Source organism: Rhodococcus sp. T2V (genome assembly GCF_029269925.1).
In the GTDB taxonomy this organism is placed as follows: domain Bacteria; phylum Actinomycetota; class Actinomycetes; order Mycobacteriales; family Mycobacteriaceae; genus Rhodococcus_F; species Rhodococcus_F koreensis.
Map to the genome: position 1 here is coordinate 240274 of NZ_JARJBD010000001.1, position 23349 is coordinate 263622.

Below are 23349 nucleotides of genomic sequence, written 5' to 3' on the forward strand. Positions count from 1 at the left end.
GAGGTTTCTATCCCTGAGAGGGAACAATGATCATCAACCGTAAGAACGGTGTGCGTCTGGCCGCGGTCGGTGCCGCTGCTGCCGCGACCATGGGCTTCTTCTCCGTCGGTGCGGCGAATGCCGATACGTTCATTCCGCTGCCCGGTGGTTCGATCACGCAGACGTTGGCTGACGGCACCGTGGTGACGGTGAACCTGACGGACGAGAGTGCGAACATTTCGCCGTCGATGGGTTCGACGCCGTTGCACCGCAACGTCTGGGTCAACGGCAAGGCCGCAGTTCACCTGGACGGCGCCGGAGCGACCGGTGCGGACATCCAGCCCGGCTACGTGCTTGCGTGCCAGGTCGACTTCGGTGCAGAAGCCGGCGCGGGCGTCGACTCGGGGAACCTCGCGGACCTCGTGACCGGAGCCGCCACGTCCATTCCCGTTACGCCCAGCGGCAGTGGTGCCGTCACCCTCGGCCCCGGTGAGGCGGTCAGCGTCGACATCCTCGACCTCGAGGCGGCCGACGCCTACGGCGGAGAGTCGCACTCGGCATACAACAGCTTCGAGGGTACCGACGGTTCGGTCACCTGGGCCGACTCGACCCTCGGCGTGAGCGGCTGCGCCGGCTACGCGCAGGCGCGGTCGTACGTGAACGTGTCCGTGGAGACGGACAACGTGAGCAGCACCGTCACGCTGTGGGGACAGCCCTTCAGCATCGGCTGATATTCGTTCCACCCAAGACTCCGGGCCCGTGCACGCACCTGCTGCACGGGCCCGGAGTCGTCGAAACGCTATTCGCGGGTCTGCTCGAGCTTCGCCGCCTTCTCCGCGGGCATGGCGTGCGCTCCGTCGGAACTCGCTGCCGCACCGTCGGTTTGGAGGCTCGCTTCGAGGATGTCGCGGATCTGGATCAGCAGGTCGGCCTCGCTGGCCTTCTTGTCCGCGGGTTCGGTGATGAACCGCTTCTTCGCGGCGTTGGCCGGGACGATCAGAATGAAGTACACGACCGCGGCGATGATCACGAAGTTGATCACGGCCGTGATGACAGCACCGATGTTGATGAAGGTGGCCGGGTTGTCGGCGAGGATCTGATAACCCCAGCCCAGGTCGTTGGCGCCGCCCGCAACGGCGATCAACGGATTGATCACGTTGTTGGTGAACGATGTGACGATGGCGGTGAACGCGGCTCCGACTACGACCGCGACGGCGAGGTCGAGGACGTTTCCCCGGAGCAGGAAGTCCTTGAATCCCTTGAGCATGTCGACGTCTCCTCGAGTGGGTGGCAAGTCATCCAGCACTGTCTCCCGGAAAAGCCTAGATCAGCGCGGCGCCGCGTGGCGGTCACTGAAACGTCACGGTGATCGCGTTCGTGAGGGATGCCGCGGCCACCGTCATGGCGTCGGAGGCCGGAAGCGCCAGCATCACCACCCGTTCTCGCTGGTCACGTCCGTTCTCGGAGGGAGTCACCAGTACGACGACGGCGCGGGACGCCAAGACGGTGGCTCCGGACCGCCGGTCCGGATCCGACGGTGTGCCGGGATCGACCGTGAGCACGTCGACGCGATCGCCCTCACGCAGGAGTTCGGTGACGGCCGGGTCGGCGAGCCGGACGGGAACGATCCGTGCGTCGTCGATGCCCGCTGCCGCAGCGGCCAGACGCGGTCCCAGTACCCGGACGTCGGTGAGGGCTTCGCCGGCGCGAGTCGGTCCGGCGAGGGTGCGTCCGTCGACATCGGCCACGGCGGTGACGGCCCCGTCGGGTAGGCTCCCGGCCTCGAACTCGACCAGTTCCACGTCGGCGTCCGTGAGGACGACACCGGGTGGCAGATCCCGTGCCGCCACCACGACCGCGGAGCGGGCGGAGCCGGGGTCCCCGCGGGCGAGCAGGGCCAGCGCGAGGCAGACGAGTGCGGCGGCCAGGACGCGCCTGGCGGCGAGGGTGCGGGCCCAACCTGGATGGGCGAGATCCGACAGCCGGTCGGCCCACGACGGGCTCAGGCTTCGGTGTGCGCGGTTCGACCGGTTGTGACCGGTCTGGGCAGGGTCGAACGACATGGCTCGACGCTAGGAGAACGGCAGGCCCGCAGGTACGCCGAACGGGCCCGCCTGTGGATGGACGAGAAGTTGTGGATAACCCGCGGGAGGAGCGAGAACTAGCTGGCAGCAGCCTTGGCCGGTGCGGTGGTCGCGGTGCTCGACGAGCTGGACGAGGCCTTCGACGAACTTTCCGACTTGGCGGCGGGAGCGGAATCGGTCTTGGCCGGCTCGCTGGCCGCTCCGGACGTGCCACGGCTGTCGGTGCGGTAGAAACCGCTGCCCTTGAAGACGATGCCGACGGAGTTGAACAGCTTGCGAAGCTTGCCCGAGCATGCGGGGCAGACCGTCAGGGAGTTATCGCTGAACGACTGGACGATGTCGAAACGGTTGTCGCATTCCGTGCACGCATATGAATAAGTGGGCACTGGGTTCCTCCGCACTGTGTAGTCAAACCGCAGGTTTTAGCACTCTACAGTCGACAGTGCCAACAACGCTAATCAGGGAACTATTCCGGACCGCACGTTCCCCCTCGTTCACCGAGCGCGACGAGGCCCGCGCCGGGGGTGAGAGCCCATCCCATACGTACGTCGTGGGGATCCTCCGGCAGTTCGGACACCAGTTCCTCGTCGCGGACCACCGTGATCAGCCGCGCGCCGGGAGCCGCGAGCCCGAGGGTCCGGTCGTAGAAGCCCGCGCCGCGGCCGAGTCGCACGCCCCGTCGATCGACGGCCAGGGCGGGAACGAAAATGGTATCGGCCGAACGGATCTCGCTGGGTTCCTGCACCGGCCCGGTGGGTTCGCGCAGGCCGTAACTCGCGGCGGCGAGACCGTCGGCGCCCGTGAACTCGGACCAGTGGAGCGGGCCGGGACCGCGGGTGACGGGCACGAGGACGCGCCCGGCGACCCGCCTGAGGGCGTCGAGAAAGTCCAGTGACCCTGGCTCGAGCGCGGTGGGGACGTAGGCACAGACGGTCGATCCGCCGGTGACTTCACGTGTGACGAGCGCGACGATCGCCTGGTCCTCGGCGGTGCGGCGTTCCGGGGTCAGCGCACGCCGCCCGGTAAGCACCAGGCGCCGCCACTCGTCCTTCGTTCGTGCGTGCATGCCCCAACCTTAGAGCCGGCCCGACAGCGTCTCCGGCGGGTTCCGGGAGGTAGCTGACAGGATCTTGGTGACTGACTGGTAGGTCCGCACAGTTAAGGTGTGGGCATGACAGACGCCGCCCCGCACACCGCCAGCGCCTTTCGCACGGCTGTCGTGCCCGCAGCGGGAATGGGGACGCGATTCCTCCCCGCGACCAAGACCGTGCCGAAAGAGCTGCTCCCGGTCGTGGATACCCCGGGTATCGAACTCGTGGCCGGAGAAGCCGCCGATTCGGGTGCCGGCCGGCTCGTGATCGTCACGTCGCCCGGTAAGGACGGGGTGGTCGCTCACTTCGTCGAGGACCTCGTCCTCGAAAGCAAGCTCGAGGCCAGCGGCAAGTACCACCTGCTCGAAAAGGTGCGCAAGGCTCCCGGCCTGCTCGAGGTGGAGTCCGTCGTCCAGGACCAGCCCCTCGGCCTCGGCCACGCGGTCGGCTGCGCGGAGTCGGTCCTCGACGACGACGAGGACGCCGTCGCCGTGCTCCTCCCGGACGACCTCGTGATGCCGCGCGGCGTGCTCGAGACGATGTCCCGGGTCCGCCGCAAGCGCGGCGGCACCGTGCTCTGCGCCATCGACGTCCCCAAGGACCAGGTGAGCGCGTACGGCGTCTTCGAGGTCGAGACGGTGCCCGACGCCGTCAACCCCGACGTCCTCAAAGTCACCGGCATGGTCGAGAAGCCGGCCATCGAAGACGCCCCGTCCACGTTCGCGGCCGCAGGTCGCTACCTCCTCGACCGCGCGATCTTCGACGCGCTGCGGCGAATCGAACCCGGCGCCGGCGGCGAGCTCCAGCTCACCGACGCCATCGCCCTCCTCATCAAGGAAGGCCACCCCGTTCACGTCGTCGTGCACCGGGGCACGAGACACGATCTCGGAAATCCCGGCGGCTACCTCCGCGCTGCGGTTGACTTTGCGTTGGACATGGAAGAGTACGGCCCGTCGTTGCGCGAATGGCTGATCGACCGATTGAACCGGACGGAATCCTAGAAGCTCGGGAGGCAAGAACTTGCGGTCGGTCGAGGAGCAACAGACGATCGTGACCGCGGCCGCGGTGGCGCCGCGGCCGGTCCGTGTGGCGATCTCCGAAGCTCAGGGGCTGCTGTGTGCCGAAGAAGTGGTCACCGAGCGGCCGCTTCCTGGGTTCGACCAGGCCGCCATCGACGGTTACGCCGTCCGCAGCGTCGACGTCCAGGCCGCCGGAACCGACATCCGGGACGACGAGGGTGCTCCCGTGGAACTGTCCCTTCCCGTGGTCGGCGAGGTCACGGCCGGTTCGCGGCAGCCGATCCGGCTGCAGCCCCGTCAGGCCGTCAAGGTCGACACGGGCGCCCCGCTCCCGACGCTCGCCGACGCCGTCCTCCCGCTCGACCGCACCGACGGCGGCCGGGCCCGCGTCAAGATCTACAAACCGGTCCGCTCCGGCGACTACGTGCGTCGCGCCGGCGACGACGTGCAGCCCGGCGACGTCGCCGTCCGGGCGGGCACCATCATCGGCGCCGCCCAGGTCGGGTTGCTGGCCGCGGTGGGACGCGACAAGGTGCTCGTCCATCCCCGTCCCCGGCTGTCCGTCATCTCGGTCGGTGGCGAACTCGTCGACGTCGATCGCACCCCCGGGCCCGGTCAGGTCTACGACGTCAACTCCTACGCGCTCGCCGCCGCCGCCCGCGACGCAGGCGCCGACGTCAACCGGGTCGGTATCGCGAACGCCGACGCGCGTCGTCTGCGCGAGGTGGTCGAGGGTCAGCTGATCCGGTCCGAGATCGTCGTCATCGCGGGTGCCGTCGGCGGCGGCGCCTCCGAGGACGTGCGGGACGCGCTCGCCGATCTCGGCAACCTCGAGGTCGACCGGGTCGCGATGCACCCGGGATCGGTCCAGGGTTTCGGCCAGCTCGGCCGGGACGAGGTTCCGACGTTCCTGCTCCCGTCCAATCCGGTGAGCGCCCTGGTGGTGTTCGAGGTGATGGTGCGTCCGCTGATCCGCATCGCACTGGGTCGCAGGCAGCCGATGCGCCGCGTCGTCACCGCCCGCACCGTCGCACCCATCACGTCCATCGAGAACCGCAAGGGCTTTCTCCGCGGTCAGCTGATGCGCGACGAGGCCACGGGGGAGTACCTCGTCCAAGCTCTCGGCGGGGCGCCGGGCGCGTCCTCGCACCTGCTCGCCACCCTGGCCGAGGCCAACTGCCTCGTCCTCATCGAACCCGAGATCACCGAGGTGCGGACGGGTGACCAGGTGGACGTGGCGTTCCTGGCGCAGCGTGGCTGATGACACGGTGTGGGACGAGATGACGGTGTGGGACGAGATGACACAGCATCGGTGTGAGACAACATGACACAGCATCGGTGTGAGACGGGATGACGCAGCATCCGGGTTGGCCGCCGCATCTCGGGCCTCTGCGGGTGAAGGGTGGCGTCGTCACGGTGCGCGCCATCAGGTTGCGTGACGCGGCCGCGTGGAGCCGTCTGCGCACCCGCGACCGCGCGCATCTCGAGCCGTGGGAGCCGACGGGGGAGGCGCCCTGGGAAGCGCGCCATCATATTTCGGGATGGCCGGGGCTGTGCAGCAGTCTGCGTTCGGAGGCGCGGAAGGGCCGGATGCTGCCGATGGCCATCGAACTCGACGGCAATTTCTGCGGCCAGATCACGATCGGCAACGTGGTGCGGGGTGCTCTGCGCTCCGCGTGGATCGGTTATTGGGTGGCCAGCGACGTCAACGGGCTCGGCGTGGCCACGGGCGCGCTCGCACTGGGGCTCGATCACGCCTTCGGCCCCGTGGGTCTGCACCGCGTGGAGGCCACCGTGCGCCCGGAGAACCTGGCGAGCCAGGCGGTGCTCCGCAACGTCGGCTTCCGCGAGGAAGGTCTGCTCGCGCGCTATCTGGACGTCGACGGGCAGTGGCGTGACCACATTCTGGTCGGCATGACCGTCGAGGACGTGCCAGGCACTGTCGCGGACTCGCTCGTGCGGAGTGGCAAAGCCACCTGGGCGTGAGCGCCGACGCCGTCAGCGCGTGACCGGCAAATCCGCCATTAATTTGCCCGCCGAATCGGACATGGACAAACGTCCAGCTATGCGGCAGTTACTTCACGGTATCAAAGCTCCCCGGCCGGGACTCCGCTTTCGGCGAGTCTTTGCCCGATCGTTTCCTTCGCCCGCTCGGCGCATGTCGAGCACCACATTTTCGCGTTACGCATGTGACACCTGAGTATGGTGGGATCGGCGCGTCTGCGAAGATGTGCGTGTTCATGCGGTTAGCCTGGATGGGTCAACAGCGGTATCCATGCTGGTAGACGATTGGGAGGAGGTCGCCGAATGCCGAACTCGTTTCTCTGGATCGGGCTCGTCGTCGTGTGGCTCTTCGTCCTGGTCCCGATGCTGGTGAACAACCGCCCCCGGATTCGGCAAACCAGTGACGCAGCACTCGCGACGCGCGTGCTGCACCGCGGCGACGAACGTCCCGTGCAGCGTGGACCCGCGGCAGGGCACCGCAGCGACCCGTACTGGCAACCGGAACCGGACCACTACGGCTACGACGCGGAGGACCTTGTGGACACTCACGCAGAGGAAGACGATTTCGACGGTGAGCGGGCACCGGTCGGTGAGTACGTGCCGGTGCGCCGCGGGCGTGGCGGCTTCGATCCCGAGGCCGACGCGATCGCGCGCGAGGCCCGCTACGGGTTCAGGCAGCGATCGCTTCTCGGGCTGGTGTTCGCGACGATCATGTCGGCGGCGCTCGGGCTGATCATCTCGCCGCTGATGTGGTGGGCGTTCGCGGCGGGCGTGGCCGGTCTCGTCGCCTATATGGCGTACCTGCGCCGGCAGGTTCAGATCGAGCAGGAGATCCGTCGTCGGCGGACGGCACGTCTCAACCGCTCGCGGCTGGGCGTCGAGTCGCGTAGCGACGACGAACTCCGGCTCGTCCCTGCCCGGTTGCGTCGTCCGGGCGCCGTCGTCCTCGAGGTGGACGACGAGGACCCCGAATTCGATCATCTCGAGCACTTCGACGACGAGCCGATGCAGCAGGCGACCATGCGCCGGGCCGCCGGTGAGTAGCCCTCCGATCCGGGCCGAAAGCCACGTCGGTGCAGGCGATTCGCTCCTTCCGCGGGTTGCCTGCTAGAGTTTGCCGAGCGGATCGCAGGATCCGCGCCGGGGCTGTGGCGCAGTTGGTAGCGCGCTTCGTTCGCATCGAAGAGGTCAGGGGTTCGATTCCCCTCAGCTCCACCGCAGAAGAGGCACTCACTCCCTCCGGAGAGAGTGCCTCTTCTGCGTTCCGGCCCAGGTGAGTGTCGTCGTCCGGGGTGCGGGACCGCGACTCTCCGAGCCGAAATTTGCCAAAAGGTAACTGAATGCTGTGTACTGTCCGTAGGTCATCAAGGGGTCGATCGCACGGGGTGGAAATACATGCAGGCAATGCGCAAGATCTCGAAGTTCCTGGAGCCGGCGACGGTGGTCGCGACCATCACCGCGACGATGTTGCTGGTGAACGTTCTGTGAACTCCGGCCGGCCAATCGACATCGTGCCGGCCCCGACCGATCCGCACCTCCAGGCGGCAACGCCGAGCCCGTAGGGGTTCTCCGAAGCTGCTCGAGTCCCACCTGGCTCGGGCATCGCTGGTGGTGCCGGTTCCCCGACACCGGCACCACCAGCACCTCCGCTCGATTCGCTCGTTACCATGACAGCGGCGACGTCGCCGTGAACGTGGTGTCGTGAATACGAGGGGGGTGCATGGTGAGCGCGCGTCGTGTCTTTCGAAGGCTGACCGTGGTCGGGCTGGCTGTGGCCTTCTTGTCCGGGCTCGCCTGGATCACTGTTTCGGCGTTCCCGTCCGACGCCGTCGCCGGCCCTCAGTACCACGAATGCGACGGCGGCCGCTGCGAAGGCGGTTCCACCGGGTCTCCCGGCGGTGGTAAGCCCAGGGATCCCGACCCACCGTGCGAGAGCCGGCGCGGATGCGGTGGCGGAGAGCCCAGCGAGACACGGGAACCCAGTCACACGGCCGAGCCCACCAAGACCGCCGAGCCCACCAAGACGGCCGAGCCGTCCGGGACCCAGGAGCCGTCCGGGACCACGGAACCCACCGTGTCCGCTGAACCCACCGTGACGTCGGCTCCTTCGACGTCACGTGTCGTCGTCGTTCCGCCCAACCCCATCGTGTTGCCGCCCGTCGCGGAACCGAAGGTCGTGCGCCCGGACGCGTCCGGAGGCGACGATTCCGGAGACGTGGGATCCGGAGACGAGGGTTCCGACGCTGCGGGCGCCCCGGCCCCCGGGAGTCCTGCCGGTGCGCCACCGGCATCCGGGGGAGCACCGGCAGGAGGTTCCGGGTCCGGTCCCGGTGCCGCCGCGGCAGGCCCGGGTGTGAGCGGTTCCACGGATTCCGTGCCCCAGGACCGGCCCGCCGGGGAGACCCCGGGCAGCGACGCACAGTCGCCCGGCGCACAGGCGCCTGGCGACGGCGATCCGGATGCCGCGCCGCCGGGAATGGTGCCGGTGGTCCACAGTGAGCCGTTGCCTGCGATCACCGTTCTCGGTGGGGTCGGCGTGCTGCTGTGTTGCGCGGGCGGAGCGGGTGCGCTGACCTTCAAGGGCGCTCGCGCACAGCAGGCACGCATCGCGGCCGCACGGGCGGAATTCTTCCCGCCCGCTTCGAATGGAGGGGTGTAGTCGTGGGGGCGAACAGATCTCATCGTCGGGTGGCGGCGGCCGTGGACGCGGTGTGTGACGCCGCGGCCCGAGCCGAGGCAGTGACGCTCCGGCACGTGGTGGACGCGGTGGCCCGCGAACGGCAGCGTGCCATCGAACTCGATTTCACGAAGCCGATGGCACCCGGGGTCTGCGGCCAGCGGCGCGCGTACCCGGACCGGGACGTGATCGTGCTGGCGCCGGGTCTGCCGGACCTCGACCGCACGCTCGCGCACGAGTTGGGTCACATCGTGTTCCGACACGAAGGAGCGGAGATCGTGGCCGCGACCCTCGAAGCCGGCGACGATCTGATCGCCTACATGCTCAGCCAGCGGTCGCGGCGGCGGGGAGACGAACAGCCGTCCGACGAGGTGGCCGAGTGGGAGGCCGAGACGTTCGCGTCGATGCTGCTCATCCGTTTGAAGACGATGCAGGGGCGCGGTACTCCCGTGTCCGTGCTCCGGTACGACGAGGCGATCGGCTGATGGGCTGGCTGGTTGCGCTGGTCGTCTGGACGGCGGCGGGTGCCCGGATCGGCCGCGTCGCCGCGCGTCAGCCGACGCCTTTGCGGGTGGCGATGGTGGTGGCCGTGTCCAGTGCGGCAATCGCGTCGACGCTGGCCGTCCCGGACGTCGCAGGTCGCCTCGACACCGTGGCTCCGACGGCCGGGCTGTCGGAGATCGTCCTCGAACTGGCGTGGACGCTGTTCGCCGCCGCGAGCGCGGTCGGCGCGGTCTCCGTGTGGCCGATACTCCCGCGTGCGGCGTTGCGCGCCGTGGCCGTCGTCGTCTACACGGTCGCCGTCGTGGTCGGAATCGGGCTTGCCGGTGGATATCCCGTCCCGGCGCTGGTGTTCATCGTGATCGCGCTGACCGCGGTGGTCGTGACCGGGGTCCGGCACGTCGCGTGGACCCCGCTCGGCCGGGGAATCTCGCTGATCGTCGTCGGATCCGCGACGGTCCTGGCGGCGGCCGGCGTGGGACTGGTGCGTGAGGTGTCCGGGCAGACGTGGACCGTCGGTTCCTCGTCGGCGTACACCGTCGCGGCCGTGATCGTGTCGGTCGGCACCGTGTGGGTGCTCGTCGAAACCTGGCTGCGCGCACGGCAGGACCTGCACCGCATGGACACTCTGCATTCGGTGCTCGTCACCCGGTTCCCCGAAGTGGTGGAGGGGGACGGCAAGGGCAGCACGACCGTTCTCCGCGCCTCCGACGCGGTCGCCCACGTCATGGACGCGCTGTACCTGCAGGCGGGTGCGGGCATGCTCGACGCGGGCGAACAGGACCTTCCGGAATCGACGGCCGAGCGCGCCAGGATTCTCGCGCGCTGGATCGACGACCCGGTCGCCTCGGACGTGCTCGACACCGAATGGATCGCGCCGCCCCAGGGCATGTCGCCGCGCCGATGGGTGCTCGAGCTCGCGGACGCGTACACCGAGTTCGGCACGTCGGCCCCGGCTCCCGCGCAGGCGGATACCGCCGACTCGGCTGCGGACTAGCCGGGGCGACCGGTGAGGCCGGTCAGTCCGGCGATCCGGTGACGAGCCATCCGCAGGGTGCGGCGAGGTCCTCGGCCTCGGGCGGGCCCATGGATCCGGCGGGATACGGCTTGGCCGGGGGAGGGTCCCGCAGGAGCGCGTCGGCGACGGTCCAGACGTGGGCCAGGCCGTCGGGGCGCGTGAACAGCGACCGGTCGCCGTGCAGGACGTCGAGGATGAGCCGCGAATAGGGTGCCAGGGCGTGGCCGAGCGGCACCGTGTCGAGGGGCAGCCCCAGGTGGCCCACCGACAGGCTGTCGTCGGGCCCGGGTTCCTTGACGACCATCGAGATGTCGATCTCGCCGTCGCCCTTCAGATCGAACGTGAGGACTGCGCCGTCCGGCGGAATGTCGGTGAGCGGGCCCTGGGGACTGCGGAAGACCAGGCTCACCCGTTGCTTGCTGACGCCCAGCATCTTTCCGGTGCGGAGGAGGAACGGCACCCCGTGCCAGCGGTCCGTGTCGACCCACAACCGGGCGGCGACGAACGTCTCCGTCGTCGAATCGTCGGCGACACCGTCGACGTCGCGGTACCCCTCGTACTGGCCGAGCACCACGTCGGCGGTATCGAGGGGACGGAACGCCCCGATCACGGATTCCCGTGCGGATTGGAGATCGTCGGCGCCCAACGTCTCCGGCGGTTCCATCGCGATCTCGGCGGCGACCTGGAACAGGTGCGTCACGAGCATGTCCAGGACGGCGCCGGTGGCGTCGTAGAACCGGGCGCGGTCGTCGATGTCGAGTGTCTCGGGCACGTCGATCTGAATCTGCTCGACGTGTTCCCGGTTCCAGACGCCCTCGATCATCCCGTTCGCGAAGCGCAGGATGTGCAGGTTCTGGGTGCTCTCCTTGCCGAGGAAGTGGTCGATCCGATAGATCTGCTGCTCGTCGAGGACGTGGTGCACGGCTTCGTCGAGTTCGGTGAACGCCTCCTGGGAAGTCCCGAACGGCTTCTCGTACACGACGCGTGCGCCGCGGGCCAGATCGTGAGCGCCGAGCGCACGGGTGGTCTCGGCGAACGTGCTCGGTGGCAGCGCCAGGTAGTGGACCAACTGCGCATCTGCCGCGCCGAGGTCCTGCCGCGCCTGCTGCACGGCCGCGGGGAGCGTTCCCGGGTTGTCGGGGGTGAAGCCGCCGCCGGCGAATCTCAGCCGCCGGGAGAACGGTTCCCAGTCGGCGTCGTCGTGCGGCACTCCGAACTGGTTCACGACGTCGCGCACGTGGTCGCGGAACTGATCGTCGGAGACGTTGCCCCGCCCGGTGCCGATCAGCATCCACTCGGAGTTCAGGAGTCCGGACAGGGCGAGTTGGAAGAACGCGGGGAGGACCATGCGTTTGGACAGGTCTCCGGTGGCACCGAAGAGGACGAAGATCGTGGGACCGAGCTGCGGTCTGTCAACCATTGCTCCATCATGCGCCACCGAGGCACGCCGGGCAGGACAATCCGGTGGTGTTGGCTGGCCCACGTCCGCGAGTCCTACGCGGACCCGCGAAGCGATCTTCTGCGAACTCGTTGCCGCCCAAGGGCTCTCGTGGTCAGCGGGACGCGTCCGGCGGGACCTCCGGCAACCCCTCGCTGGCGCGGAGTTTCTCGGCCATCGTGGTGAGCAGATTCTGCGACTCTTCGGAAAGGTCGAACGCGCGGCTGGAAAGCTTGCGGAGGCCGTATCCCTGGAGTTGCGAGAGAAGCTCGAGATCGTGGTCGATCTTCGCGGCGTAGATGTCGTTGAAGAAGTAGTCGGGCTTCACCTTGAAGAAGCGGGCGAAGGCCGCGACCGTCTCGTCGGAGGGATTGGTGCGCTGCCCCGATCGGAGCTGGGAGATGTAGGGCTTCGAGATCTGATGTCCGTCTGCGATCAGCGCCGCAGCGACCTCAGCGTTGGTATGCGGTTTACGTCCCGGAGGGTGGACCGTGTCGAAAAGCTTGTTCAACCGCGCAGCAAAATCTGCCATTGTGAGCCGCCGGGTCCTCTCTCGTGCGCGCGTCAGTCGTGTGAACGACACCGTACCACGATGATAACCGATTGATAACTCACGGACATAGAGGCAAAACGCCGTTCGCTCGAGAATGTCTTATCTCATATATGTTTCAATCACCGCGCGCCGTCCGCTGGGGAGTCGTCGGCTTTTCGGCCGCCCTCTGCGCTCGTCACGCACGGTCTACCGTTGAAAGTTCAAGGGGGGCGCCGGTGCGGTCGGCGATGTGCTCGCGTCGGAATTCGCGGCCGAGGGTGTGGCCGCATGGTTGCCATTTCAATCACTGAGAGTTTGCTGGCAACGTCGCAGGGGTGTGCGCCGCGAGGTCGGCGTGGCCATCGTCCCTGTTCAGGGCCAATGTGTTGCGTTGCGCATCGCAACGTCGAGAGGTCGCTCGCGGCCCGCGGGGCTTGGTGAACACTACTGTGAAGCAGAGCCTTCTGCACGGGCGGCGGGCCGCGCGCCGCCGTTTCGTTCCACGGCCGCTGCGGGTCGGGTGCGCGTCCGCCCCGACAAGCTGGACGATTGTCCAGCTCAGCCGGGGTTCTGCAGCGGCGGCGGACCTTCGAGTCTGGCCAAAATCCAGGCCGTCGGGGATGATTGTGATATGGAACACAGAATGAGTGACGCCGAGCTTCGGAAGGCGATTCGAGTTCTGCGCGAGCGCGCCGACGACGCCCGGCACCGAGGAAACGACGACGATGCCAACGGGATCGAGAGGACGATTCGTACCTATCAGGAAGAAATGACCCAGCGGTTGTGAACCGTCACGAACCGGCCCGTCGAGGGCCGGTTCGCGTCTCTTCCGGGCAGGTGCGCCGCCGCAGTTGCGTGCGCGCAATCAGATTGCGTGCGTAGACTTCCAGCCGACACGGATCGGTGACGACGGGGGCGCACACGGCTATGGCGATCAAGACGCTGGACGGCAAGAAGTGCCTGATCACGGGCGCAGGTAGCGGAATCGGGCAGGCGACGGCCCTGGCGGCTGCGGCGGAGGGCGCCGAGCTGTTCCTCACCGACATCAACGAGGTCGGCCTGGCGCAGACGGTCGAGCAAGTCGGCAGCGGTGGGGGCACCGTCAGTTTCTCGCGCGCGCTCGACGTGTCCGATTACGACGCGGTTGCCGCATTCGCCGCCGATGTCCACGACCAGTTCGGCAGCCTCGACGTCGTCATGAACGTCGCCGGCATCTCCGCGTGGGGGACGGTCGAGAATCTCGAGCACCGTCACTGGAAGTCGATGGTCGACGTCAATCTGATGGGTCCGATCCACATCATCGAGAGTTTCGTGCCCCCGATGGTGCGGGCGGGACGCGGCGGTCACCTGGTCAACGTCTCTTCCGCCGCCGGACTCCTGGCGCTCCCGTGGCATGCGGCGTACAGCGCAAGCAAATTCGGGCTCCGCGGAGTGTCCGAGGTCCTGCGGTTCGACCTCAAACGGCACGGGATCGGCGTGAGTCTCGTGGTTCCCGGTGCGGTCAAGACGCCGCTGGTGGGCACCGTCGAGATCGCAGGCGTCGACCGCGACGATCCACGCATCCAGAAGGCGATCCACCGCTTCGAGAAGCGCGCTGTCACGCCCGAAAAGGTGGCGTCCTGCATCATCGCCGGCATCAAGAAGGACCGGTATCTGGTGTACACGTCGCCGGACATCCGGTTCGGCTACTGGTGGGCCCGCAAGTTCTCGCCGCCGTACGACTTCGTGATGCAACGGGCGAACGACCAATTCAGCAAGTTCCTGTAACGGCTAGGCCTCGCCGGCCCGGAGTACGGTGCCGTCGGTGAACCGGACGCCGTCGGTGCACCGGCACTCGACCTGCCCGGCCCCGAACTGCTCGGCGTGGAGGCGCGCGTACAACCCATGTCGCGCAAGGAGTTCGGTGTGCGTGCCGCGTTCGACGAGTGTTCCCTCGTCGAACACGAAGATCACGTCGGCGTGCTGAATCGTGGACAGCCGGTGGGCGATCGCGAGCGTGGTGCGTCCGCGCATCACCTCGCCGAGGGCACGCTGGACGAGTCGCTCGGAGACCGTGTCGAGCGCGGACGTCGCCTCGTCGAGGATCAGTACGCGGGGATTCTTCAGCAGCACCCGGGCGATGGCCAGGCGTTGCTTCTCGCCGCCGGACAGGCGGAATCCTCTTTCGCCGACCAGGGTGTCGAATCCGAGGATGCGGTCGTGGATGTTGGCGGCCGCGGCAGCCGCCTGCAATTCGGTATCCGTCGCGTCCGGCTTGGCGTACCGAAGGTTGTCGGCGATCGAGGCGTGGAACAGATACGGGTCCTGGGTCACCATTCCGACCGCGTCGGCGAGTGAACTCATGGTCAGGTCGCGCACGTCGTGGCCGTCGACCCGGACGGCGCCGCTGTCCACCTCGTAGAGGCGCGGCACGAGGTAACAGAGCGTGGTCTTGCCTGCGCCGGACGGTCCCACGAATGCCGCGAGCTGACCGGGTTCGATCTCCAGCGACGTGCCCGCGACCGCCCAGCGCCTGCTGCGACGTTCCGCCGGTGCGGCTTCGGGTGCCGCCGAGGCCGGCAGCCGCGGCGCGACGGTCGCGACGCCGCGCATGCCGCCCCCACCGCCGCGGCCCAGGCTGCGCAGAGCCACCGGGTCGGGATCCGCGGTGGCCAGGCGGAAGGGCGCGGGATACACGAAATACACGTCGTCCAGTTCCACCCGCCCGGGTGAGTCCGCGGGCAGTTCGACGGCGTCCGGCCGGTTCACGATCGCGGGTTGCAGGTCGAGGTACTCGAAGATGCGGCGGAACAACGCCATCGACGTCTGGACGTCGAGGGTGACCCGCATCAGCGAGACCAGCGGTTGCAGCAATCTGGCCTGCAGCGTCGAGAACGCGACGAGCGTGCCCGCGGAGAGCGCCGCGGAACCGCCGCTGACGAGATACCCGGCCAGCAGGTACACCAGAGCGGGAGTGATCGCCATGAACGAGCTCACGACGGCGAAGAAGCCCTGCCCCGTCATGGCTTGGCGCACCTGAAGTTCCGTCTGCCGGGCGTTCTCGGTCCGATACCGGTCCAGTTCGGTGTCGGCCTGGTTGAACACCTTCGTCAGCAGCATACCCGATACGCTCAGTGCTTCCTCGGTGATCGCGGTCATGTCCGACAACGACTCCTGCGTCTTGCGCGCCAGAACCCGCCGCTGGGCGCCGACCCGCCGCTGCAGATAGACGAAACCGGGCAGCAATGCTACCGCGAGCAGCGTCAGCTGCCACGACAGCAGCAGCATCGCGACGAGCGACGCCGTGACGGTGACGACGTTCGAGAGGATGCTCGACGCCGTGGACGTGAGCACCGACCGGACGCCGCCGACGTCGTTGGCCAGACGCGATTGGATCGAGCCGGTCTTGGTGGAGGTGAAGAACGCCAGCTCCATCTTTTCGAGACGGGCGAACAGGCGTTCCCGGAGATCCGCCATCGACAGGTTGCCGACCTTGGTGGTGAGGTAACTCTGTCCGACGCCGATCACCGAACCCGCCAGCGTCACCACGATCATGGCCACCACCAGCCACAGCAGCAGCGTCAGATGCACGCCGCTGCCGTCGGTGGGGAACAGTGCGCGGTCGAATACGGCCTTCGTGAGGAACGGATTCACGATGCCGAGCAGCGAGGAGACAACGATCGCGGCCGCGACGAGCACCAGCTACCCCCGGTAGGGGCGCAGGAGCGCCCAGATGCGGGGGAGCAGCGAAGGCTCGTGCGCCTGCTGCGTGGATGCGGGACCGGTCGCGGGCATCTCCCCATCGTGCCCACCGAGCGGAATCCTGGCGAGCCGATTCGGTCCGGTTACGGCCGGTCACCGCGCTCGGGGATGCCGAGTTCGCCTCGCACCGCGGTGAGGAAGTCTTCCTGGGCGCTCTTCCCGGACTGGAAGTGGTCGGCGAACTGTTGCTGGCGGGTGGACAGGGCGTCCGCTGACACGACATCATCTGCCGCGAAGTCGTTGCTCAGCCAGCCGATCGTCTCGGCGCCGGCCAGATACTCGACCACCATTCGCCGTGCCGATTCCACTACCGCTCCGGATCCGATCAACTCCACCGCCGCGAACTTCGAGCCGAGCACGATATTCTGCCGCGGTAGGGGCCCGAGGATTTCGAGCATCACGCCCGAGAGGTCGGGGCCGTCGAAGTGGTCGAATGCCACCGACACGGAACCCGCGGTGGTGCGCACCTCGTTGGCCGCGGTGAGGAACTCCGTGTAGATCTGCTGCCGCTGTGTTCGCAGGAACTCGTTCGAGGACTGGTTCACCGTCGCCTCCACCTGATTCGACGTGTTCAGCAGTGTGAACGCCCCTCCGGACACGGAACCGATCAGGGTGCCGACGACGGCCATCGTGGCGACCAGCATGCTGAGCCGAAATTGATGGCGCCGCACAGCTATTCGGTCGAGAGGGTCGGCACTCTTGGTCTCGCTCACGGTTTCACTCCCATCGACGCTCCACCGGTGTACGTCGACTCTCCCGCACGGCCCGCGGCCCGTCGCGCGTAGTCGACTACGCGGATTGTGAAACCTTTCGAGGGTGTCGGAGCGATATGCGTAGTAGGCGGCGATCGATGGCGCCGTTCCTATTCACCGGCAGTGTGAAGGCCGGAACGCAGAACTTCGTCAGCGGTGCCCGCCGTGCAGGCAGTCCTCGAACAGCGTGCGCACCTCGTTGACGTGCCGGTCGAGGTCCGCGAGGTCCCAGCCGTCGGTCGGCACGGGCGCGAGGACGTCGACGTCGACGGTGCCGGGGTGCGCGACGAGCGAGTTCCGCCACATCCGTTCGCCGGCGTTGTGGATGACGATCGGCACGATCGGCACTCCTGCCTGCATCGCCAGATGGAATCCGCCCTTCTTGAACTTGCCGAGTCGCGGGGTCGGTGAGCGGGTGCCCTCGGGGGCGATCGCGATGGAGATGCCGGACTGCAGTTTGTCCACGGCCGGGCGGAGCGCCGCCCGCGCCTTGGCGCTGTCCGACCGGTCGATGTAGGCGACGTCGAGGAGGGCACCCACGGGAATGAACCGGGGGTCGCGCGCGGCCTCCTTCTTCGCGACGCCGGTGACGTCGCGCCGGATGACGCTGCCGATCACCAGCAGGTCGAGCGAACTCTGGTGGTTGAACATGAAGACCGCGGGCCTGGCCGACCACGCGTTCTCCTTGCCCTTGACACGCACGTTGACGCCGCAGATCGTGAGCGCGAGATCCGGTCCGAAGCTGCCGACCAGGTTGGCGCCGGTCTGCCGGTTCTGGGTGAGCAGGCCCGCGGAGACGCCGAACACCGCGGCGCCCATCAGCGCGCCGATCGCGGTGGTGGTCCGGGCGATGGACATCGGGTCGGCGCCGCTCTCGGGAGGTCGCAGATTCACCGACGGCCACCCGTTCTGCCGCGCGGTGGCCGCCAGTTTGCGGTCGGGGTTCAGCGCCACGGGATGTCCCACCGACTTCAGCATCGGAACATCCTCCGCGCCGTTGGAGTACGCGAAGCTGTCACCCAGATCGGCGTCGTGCTTGACGGCGTACTCGCGCAGTGCCTCGGCCTTGGCCGGCCCCCACAGCGGCGCCGAGTCGAGCTTCCCGGTGAGCATCCCGTCGAGGACCGCGGGCCGGGTGCACAGCACGTCCTCGGGTTCGATGTCGAGGTCGGCGGCCACCGACAACGCCTGATACGGGGTGGCGGACGTGGCCATCACCACCCGGTGGCCGGCGTGCCGGTGCGCGGCGAGCAGGCCGCGGACCTCCGAGAAGATCATCCTCGCGATCTCCTGCCGGAACAGCCGCTGCCCCCACTCCTGCATCTCGTCCTCCATGCGCCCGGCCAGGCTCTGCACGCCGATGCGCATCAGGTTGCCGACGTCGGCGCCCCGGAACCGGGTCTCCACCGCGGCGTTCGTGGTGCGGAGAAGCTCGGCGACGCTGATGTCGAAGCGCCGCAGGCGGTCCCGGTAGACGACACTCGCGGAGTACCCGCTGATCAACGTGCCGTCCAGGTCGAACGCCGCGAGGGTGGCCGGACCCGGAACGGCGGCCGCGATGTCGTCGTGGAGACTGCGGAGATCGCTCATCTACTCACCTACCACCCATCTGGTCCAGATTTTCGTGCGCGATGGCCCGGATGCGGAGCACCTGGTCGATCAAGGTCTGGAGTTCGGCCTCGAACTCGACCCGCCGGGCAGCCATGTTCTCGGCGTTCGGTTCGACCAGTCCCCGGTTCCGCGCCAGCTTGAGCGCGGTCGTGAAGAGTTCGGCCGAAATCGACTCGCTGCTCCCGATCTGCTGCCGGAGCCGTCGTTGTTCGGCGAGCGCAAGGCACGCCGTCATGAATGCCTTCTCGTCGAACTTCCGGTCCACGGGAGTGCGCAGCAGCTGACTCGCGACCACCGCGTACGCCTCCAGGAACGGCTGCAGAACCCGGTGCGCCAGGTGAATACGCATCCCGGACAACAGGTTCGCCGCATGTTGAGGGTCGCCCAGATTCGATTCCCACGCCGGGTCGATCAGGTCCAGTTCGGCCCGCAGTTCCTTCCGGAAGCTGTCCTTCTCGCTGAAGAAGAATTCGAACTTGAGGAGGTCGCGGATGCGGAGTGCCGCATTCCATCCGTCCTCGAGCGGGTCGGTGAACTGCTGATCGACGGCGGCGCGCAGCACCATCTCCGCGATCGCCCTCATCACCAGGAAGTGAATGGTGTTGTTGCGGTAGAACGCTGCCACGAGATGCTGGTCGCGCCCGAGGTAGAACACCCTCTCGCTGCCCTGGCCGAAACTTTTCAGGACCCCGGAGTCGAGATGGGTGCGCACGGCCTTGCGGATCACCTGCGGATCCGTCAGATCCACGTCGCCCGCGGTCGGCAGCGAGCGCGCCGTGATGTAGTCGACGAGCGGCCCGAGAATGGCACCGACCTCGTCGACGGTAAGCGCCCGGTCCTCGATGCCGAGGAACGCGAGCATGACGAGTGAGGATGCCGTGACGGGGGTGACCTCGTTGATGCGATGGCACACCTCGAACGCCGTCTTCTGCACCGCCAGCCGCAGGTCGTCCTCCTGGGCGAGATAGTCTGCCAGCGACATCGGCCTGCCGACGTTGACGTGCGCGACACCGTGCCGTTGCCCCTGCGCCCGAACGTATCCGAAGAGCCAGCGCAGACTCTCCTTGCTCTTCGCCTGGCCGTGCGCCTCCGCCGCCATCGCCCCGACCTCGTACAGCTGGTCGTAGGTCAGCGACACCGGGACCAGATACACGTCGGACATTCCGCTGTCCCGGAACGCTTTCGCGAGGTAGTTGAGTAGGCCGAACCGCGGCGGCCGCAGCTTCCCGGTGCGGCTGCGCCCGCCCTCGATGTACCACTCGAGGTTGAACCGTTTCGTGAGCAGGTAGCGCATGTACTCGCGGAGCGTCCACTTGTAGATCTCGTCGCCCTCGATCTTCCGGCGGATGAACACGGTGCCGCTGCGCTTGCCGATCGGTCCGATCGGCCAGAAGTTGATGTTCAGACCGCCCATCACGTGGTTGAGCGGAAGGTCGTTCGCGATCAGCGCCGGCCGCAGCACCAGTGGGTCGAGGTACGAGCGGTGACTGGGCAGGAACACCAGGGAATGTTCCTTGTTCAGCTCCCGCAGGTCGCCGAGCCGGGTGGTGTCGACGTCGAGACGGTATGCGCGGGAGAAGTAGCGGCCCAACTGATCCCACAGTGTGATGGCCCGGCGGCTCTGGGCGGCGACCATCTCGTCCAGCGCCCCGCGGGCGCGGCGGTCCACCTCGGCGACGGGGAGATTCAATTGGGCCGACAGTTCGTGCGTGCCGTCGTGGTACCGGCTGGCGTCGGTGATCTCGTCGACGACGAACCTCGACACCTTGTACTGCGTGCCCAGCACGGTGCGCTCGGCCCGCTCGAGGGTCAGCGCCGCCTGGCGGCGGATGAAATCCGGAAGCGACCCACCGCCGTTCTCGGCGAGCCGGCGTTCGAGGTCGCTGAGCGGGGCCGGGTCGCCCTCCAAGACCTGGCACCGGGCCGGGTCGTCGCGCATCACCCGGCGCTGTGTGTTCTGGCCGGGGTGCAGCGGATCGCGCAGCGACAGCGTTTCCCGCAATCGCTGCGCGCCGTCCGGATGTGTCTCCTTCGGCAGCCACACCACCCGGAGCGGGGTGAGCAGCGGATCGTCCTTCCGCCGTGCCAGATCGGCGAGCGCCTGGTCGGTGACGCGGACGGTGGGCGGCGGCTGACCGGAGTCGTTCGCCTGCCGCTCCAGCCACGTGCGGAGAACGTCGTCCTCCATGTCGCTCATCGTCTCGATGAGATAGACCCGTGGCCGTGTCGTCTGCTCGTCCATCGCGCCAGCCTTTCCTTTCACCCGCGGCCGAGTTCGACGATCTCGTCGAGACTCTCCTGCAGGCACGACATGAACCGCGCCGGTGCGGTCACGGCGGCGGTGTCGAGATTGACACCGATGCAACACGTGCCGACGTGGGAGACCAGAGTTGCCATGACCGCGCAGCCGGGGGCGGGGCCGAACGGGAACATCCGCTCGATCCGGGCACCCGCCAGATACACGGGCACGGGCACGCCTGCGACGTTGCTGGCCTGCAGATCGAGGCCCGTCGACTGCGAGAGGTACCAGTTGGCCAGCACCACCGTCGGGATCCGGACCAGGATCGGGGCGGCGGAATCGAGCAGACCGAGCGCCGGTTCCTGGCGCAACTCGAGAATGATCGCGCGCACCTTCTTGATCCGTGCGATCGGGTCGCGCTCTCCGACCGGTCCGGCGAACCGGGCCGCCGCGAACCGGTTGCCCCCGGTCGGATCCGACGCCGAACGCATACTCACCGGCATCCCCACCGGAATCGTCTCGAGGTCGTGGCCGAACGATTCGTGATAGCGCCGGAACCCGCCCAGCAGCGCCGCCACGTACGCGTCGTTCAACGACCCGCCCGCGACGTGGGCGGCGGAACGTAGTTCGTCGACACTCACCTCGAGCACGCCGAACCAGCGTCCGAGCCCCCGGTCGCGCAGCAGGTCCGAACCCGTGGTCGGGGGAGGAGTCACCACCCGGCGGATCGAGTTCGCGTAACCGGCGACCTCCGTGACACTGCCCACCGGGTCGCCGACGACCGTCATCGCCGTCCGCACCGCGCCGCGGATCAGGCCGCCGAGACGGCCGGGGGTGCTGCGCACGTTGTCGAGTGCCTGCTCGAGCAGGGCGCCGCCACCCGACATCTGCTCCGGCAACGGCGCAGGCCGATCCGGTTTGTCCGGCGACGGTTCGGGACGCCTGCTGTGTAGCAGCGTCATCAACTGGATGCCGCCGAGACCGTCCGTGATGCTGTGGTGCGTCTTCACCACGTAGACGGCGCGGCCGTCGTCGAGTCCCTCGATGAGCATCGCGCTCCACGGCGGCCGGGCGCGGTCGAACGGCTCCGTCGCCATGTGCCTGCACATCCGCAGTGCGTGGTCGAACGTCGCGGGCTCCGGCAGACGCACCCGCGACAGGTGATAGTCGAGATCGAACTCGGGGTCGACCGACCACATGGGGTTGCCCAGCCGCAGCGTCGGCTCCACCACCCGCATCCGGATGCGCGGCACCATGTGCGACGCCCATTCGTGGGCGCGCACGAGCCGCTCCCAGTCCGGGGGCTTGTCGAGGACGTCGACCGCGACGATCGGTGAGCGCAGCTTCGGCTGCACCTCCTCCATCCGCCACATCCCGGTCTCGAAGTCGGACATCGTGCGGTCCGCTCCCCAGGCGACGTCGGAGAAATCCACGTCGACGGCACTCGGTGGTATCAGAGGTTCGCCGTCGGCCATACCCACCCTCATTCGGTTGCTCGAGTTGCCCTCAGCTGCTGCTTTTCCAGTGTGGACCCGCCCCGCAGATCGCGTCCCTGGTTCCGGCGGATTCGCGCTCCGCGCCCGTGCGTGGTTGACGAGTCCCTGGACTCCTTCGCCGCTCACGGAGTTGTCGTAGGCTGCCGTCATGGCGAAAAGCTTCGACTACTCCGAACAGGTCGCGTACCCGATCGACCGCGTGCACGCGACGGTGACGGACCGGGCGTTCTGGCAGCACCGGTTCGAGGAGGCGCCGGAGAAGCTCACCCTCGACGACAGCCGCGGCCCCGGCACGCTGACGGCGACGATGCGCGACACCATCGGCGCGTCCTCCCTCCCCGGGTTCGTGCGCAAGGTCGTCTCCGGTGAACTGAAGGTCGAGCGGGCCGACGAATGGGGCGCACTCAACGGAGACCACGCCGACGGCCGGATCAGCGGCAGCTCCACCGGGATCCCCGTGAAGATCGACTGCACGTCGGTGCTCCGCGCGTCGGGCGACGTCACCGTCCTCGACGTCTCCGGATCGGTGCAGGTCAAGATCCCGCTCGTCGGGGGGCAGATCGAATCCCTCGTCAGGAAGCTGGTCGGCGACATGGTCGGGCAGGACCGCGACGCGATCGAGAAGTGGCTCGGCGACCGCTGACGCTCACGCCCCCGGGGCGGGGCCGTCCAGTTCGACGTCCAGCGTGCGGGCACCCGGCCCCGCCGTGCCCAGCCGGTCGTGGCTGTTGACGATCGCGCAACTCCCCAGCGACAGGCACCCGCAGCCGATGCAGCCGGTCAGGTTGTCGCGGAGCCGGATCAGCTGCTCGATCCGCTGATCCAGATCGGCGTGCCACCGCGTCGACAGCTTCTCCCAGTCCTTCCGGTTCGGGGTGCGGCCCTCGGGGAGGGTCGCGAGGGCGTCCCGGATCTCGGCCAGCGGAATCCCGACCCGCTGGGCGATGCGGATGAACGCGACCCGCCGCAGCGTGTCCCGGCGATAGCGACGCTGATTGCCGGACGTCCGCCTGCTGGTGATCAGCCCCTCGCGCTCGTAGAAATGCAACGCCGACACCGCGACGCCACTGCGCTCCGACAGCTGTCCCGGCGTCAGTTCCTTCGCTCTCCACTCGGGCATCTCCACGACAGGCAACCTTTCACCGGGTTACCTGAACAATACTCGAG

General features: G+C 68.0%; 22 protein-coding genes, 1 tRNA gene and 1 pseudogene. 12 read left to right on the forward strand and 12 right to left on the reverse strand.

Translation table 11 applies throughout. The features are described from left to right. Positions 1 to 26 precede the first annotated feature (26 nt). A complete protein-coding gene (locus tag P3H15_RS01015) occupies positions 27 to 710 on the forward strand; it encodes an MspA family porin (protein WP_276135546.1) in 684 nt (227 codons plus the stop codon). Positions 711 to 778: 68 nt separating this feature from the next. Here the strand turns inward: P3H15_RS01015 and mscL are convergent, their stop codons facing one another. The 4 genes from mscL to P3H15_RS01035 all read right to left on the reverse strand — a co-directional run bounded on the left by mscL (position 779) and on the right by P3H15_RS01035 (position 3129). Further along, entirely contained in the window at positions 779 to 1246 is a 468-nt protein-coding gene (mscL, locus tag P3H15_RS01020; protein ID WP_015889435.1) for a large conductance mechanosensitive channel protein MscL, read from the reverse strand. Between the two features lie 82 nt (positions 1247 to 1328). Next, complete coding sequence (locus P3H15_RS01025) at positions 1329 to 2042, reverse strand: SAF domain-containing protein (protein ID WP_276135547.1); 714 nt, start codon at positions 2040 to 2042, stop codon at positions 1329 to 1331. A gap of 98 nt (positions 2043 to 2140) precedes the next feature. Continuing rightward, positions 2141 to 2449 carry an FmdB family zinc ribbon protein gene (locus P3H15_RS01030; RefSeq protein WP_276135548.1) on the reverse strand — a complete coding sequence of 103 codons (309 nt, stop codon included), beginning with the start codon at positions 2447 to 2449 and terminating at the stop codon, positions 2141 to 2143. An 80-nt stretch (positions 2450 to 2529) separates the two neighbouring features. Further along, positions 2530 to 3129, reverse strand: coding sequence for a 5-formyltetrahydrofolate cyclo-ligase (locus P3H15_RS01035; protein ID WP_276135549.1), 600 nt, complete (start codon positions 3127 to 3129; stop codon positions 2530 to 2532). Positions 3130 to 3234: 105 nt separating this feature from the next. Here P3H15_RS01035 and P3H15_RS01040 point away from each other — a divergent pair, with 105 nt between their 5' ends. From P3H15_RS01040 to P3H15_RS01075, 8 genes are all read left to right on the forward strand, one after another. Beyond that, positions 3235 to 4155, forward strand: coding sequence for a UTP--glucose-1-phosphate uridylyltransferase (locus tag P3H15_RS01040; RefSeq protein WP_276135550.1), 921 nt, complete (start codon positions 3235 to 3237; stop codon positions 4153 to 4155). A gap of 19 nt (positions 4156 to 4174) precedes the next feature. Then, positions 4175 to 5434: a gephyrin-like molybdotransferase Glp gene (gene glp / locus P3H15_RS01045; protein WP_015889440.1), complete on the forward strand. Its 1260-nt coding sequence runs from the start codon at positions 4175 to 4177 to the stop codon at positions 5432 to 5434. A gap of 89 nt (positions 5435 to 5523) precedes the next feature. Beyond that, on the forward strand, positions 5524 to 6159 hold the full coding sequence (locus P3H15_RS01050) for a GNAT family N-acetyltransferase (protein ID WP_015889441.1): 636 nt from the start codon (positions 5524 to 5526) through the stop codon (positions 6157 to 6159). Between the two features lie 321 nt (positions 6160 to 6480). Beyond that, entirely contained in the window at positions 6481 to 7221 is a 741-nt protein-coding gene (gene glpR, locus P3H15_RS01055) for a gephyrin-like molybdotransferase receptor GlpR (protein WP_276135551.1), read from the forward strand. Positions 7222 to 7319: 98 nt separating this feature from the next. Then, positions 7320 to 7392 (forward strand) — tRNA-Ala (locus P3H15_RS01060). 505 nt (positions 7393 to 7897) lie between these two features. Beyond that, positions 7898 to 8836 (forward strand): cell surface protein, encoded by a 939-nt coding sequence (locus tag P3H15_RS01065; protein ID WP_276135552.1) that lies wholly within the window; start codon positions 7898 to 7900, stop codon positions 8834 to 8836. A 2-nt stretch (positions 8837 to 8838) separates the two neighbouring features. Further along, positions 8839 to 9339 carry an ImmA/IrrE family metallo-endopeptidase gene (locus P3H15_RS01070; protein WP_095861224.1) on the forward strand — a complete coding sequence of 167 codons (501 nt, stop codon included), beginning with the start codon at positions 8839 to 8841 and terminating at the stop codon, positions 9337 to 9339. After that, the gene (locus P3H15_RS01075) at positions 9339 to 10352 is read left to right on the forward strand and encodes a hypothetical protein (RefSeq protein ID WP_276135553.1); all 1014 of its coding nucleotides are present in this window, start codon (positions 9339 to 9341) and stop codon (positions 10350 to 10352) included. Before P3H15_RS01070 ends, P3H15_RS01075 begins: the two co-directional genes overlap by 1 nt. Before the next feature lie 22 nt (positions 10353 to 10374). Here the strand turns inward: P3H15_RS01075 and P3H15_RS01080 are convergent, their stop codons facing one another. Both P3H15_RS01080 and P3H15_RS01085 read right to left on the reverse strand, forming a co-directional pair. Next, positions 10375 to 11793, reverse strand: a complete 1419-nt coding sequence (locus P3H15_RS01080) for a glucose-6-phosphate dehydrogenase (NADP(+)) (RefSeq protein WP_276135554.1) — start codon at positions 11791 to 11793, stop codon at positions 10375 to 10377. 133 nt (positions 11794 to 11926) lie between these two features. Then, positions 11927 to 12343, reverse strand: coding sequence for a helix-turn-helix domain-containing protein (locus tag P3H15_RS01085; protein ID WP_005238699.1), 417 nt, complete (start codon positions 12341 to 12343; stop codon positions 11927 to 11929). Positions 12344 to 12986: 643 nt separating this feature from the next. Here P3H15_RS01085 and P3H15_RS01090 point away from each other — a divergent pair. Further along, positions 12987 to 13130, forward strand: coding sequence for a hypothetical protein (locus P3H15_RS01090; protein ID WP_005561362.1), 144 nt, complete (start codon positions 12987 to 12989; stop codon positions 13128 to 13130). A 140-nt stretch (positions 13131 to 13270) separates the two neighbouring features. After that, positions 13271 to 14110 carry an SDR family oxidoreductase gene (locus tag P3H15_RS01095; RefSeq protein WP_276135555.1) on the forward strand — a complete coding sequence of 280 codons (840 nt, stop codon included), beginning with the start codon at positions 13271 to 13273 and terminating at the stop codon, positions 14108 to 14110. Positions 14111 to 14113: 3 nt separating this feature from the next. Here the strand turns inward: P3H15_RS01095 and P3H15_RS01100 are convergent. The 5 genes and pseudogenes from P3H15_RS01100 to P3H15_RS01120 all read right to left on the reverse strand — a co-directional run bounded on the left by P3H15_RS01100 (position 14114) and on the right by P3H15_RS01120 (position 22161). Then, positions 14114 to 16117: pseudogene (locus P3H15_RS01100) on the reverse strand (ABC transporter ATP-binding protein). Positions 16118 to 16167: 50 nt separating this feature from the next. Continuing rightward, on the reverse strand, positions 16168 to 16797 hold the full coding sequence (locus P3H15_RS01105; protein ID WP_276135557.1) for a hypothetical protein: 630 nt from the start codon (positions 16795 to 16797) through the stop codon (positions 16168 to 16170). Between the two features lie 189 nt (positions 16798 to 16986). After that, positions 16987 to 18426 carry an HAD-IB family hydrolase gene (locus P3H15_RS01110; protein WP_276135558.1) on the reverse strand — a complete coding sequence of 480 codons (1440 nt, stop codon included), beginning with the start codon at positions 18424 to 18426 and terminating at the stop codon, positions 16987 to 16989. A gap of 4 nt (positions 18427 to 18430) precedes the next feature. Further along, positions 18431 to 20689 (reverse strand): glycerol-3-phosphate 1-O-acyltransferase, encoded by a 2259-nt coding sequence (locus tag P3H15_RS01115; protein ID WP_276135559.1) that lies wholly within the window; start codon positions 20687 to 20689, stop codon positions 18431 to 18433. A 17-nt stretch (positions 20690 to 20706) separates the two neighbouring features. Beyond that, positions 20707 to 22161, reverse strand: a complete 1455-nt coding sequence (locus tag P3H15_RS01120; RefSeq protein WP_276135560.1) for a wax ester/triacylglycerol synthase domain-containing protein — start codon at positions 22159 to 22161, stop codon at positions 20707 to 20709. 169 nt (positions 22162 to 22330) lie between these two features. On the opposite strand from P3H15_RS01120, the gene P3H15_RS01125 reads away from it, so the two are divergent. Next, complete coding sequence (locus tag P3H15_RS01125) at positions 22331 to 22825, forward strand: DUF2505 domain-containing protein (RefSeq protein ID WP_276135561.1); 495 nt, start codon at positions 22331 to 22333, stop codon at positions 22823 to 22825. Between the two features lie 3 nt (positions 22826 to 22828). On the opposite strand, the gene soxR is transcribed toward P3H15_RS01125, so the two are convergent. After that, positions 22829 to 23308 (reverse strand): redox-sensitive transcriptional activator SoxR, encoded by a 480-nt coding sequence (gene soxR / locus P3H15_RS01130; RefSeq protein WP_072941138.1) that lies wholly within the window; start codon positions 23306 to 23308, stop codon positions 22829 to 22831. Positions 23309 to 23349 lie beyond the last annotated feature (41 nt).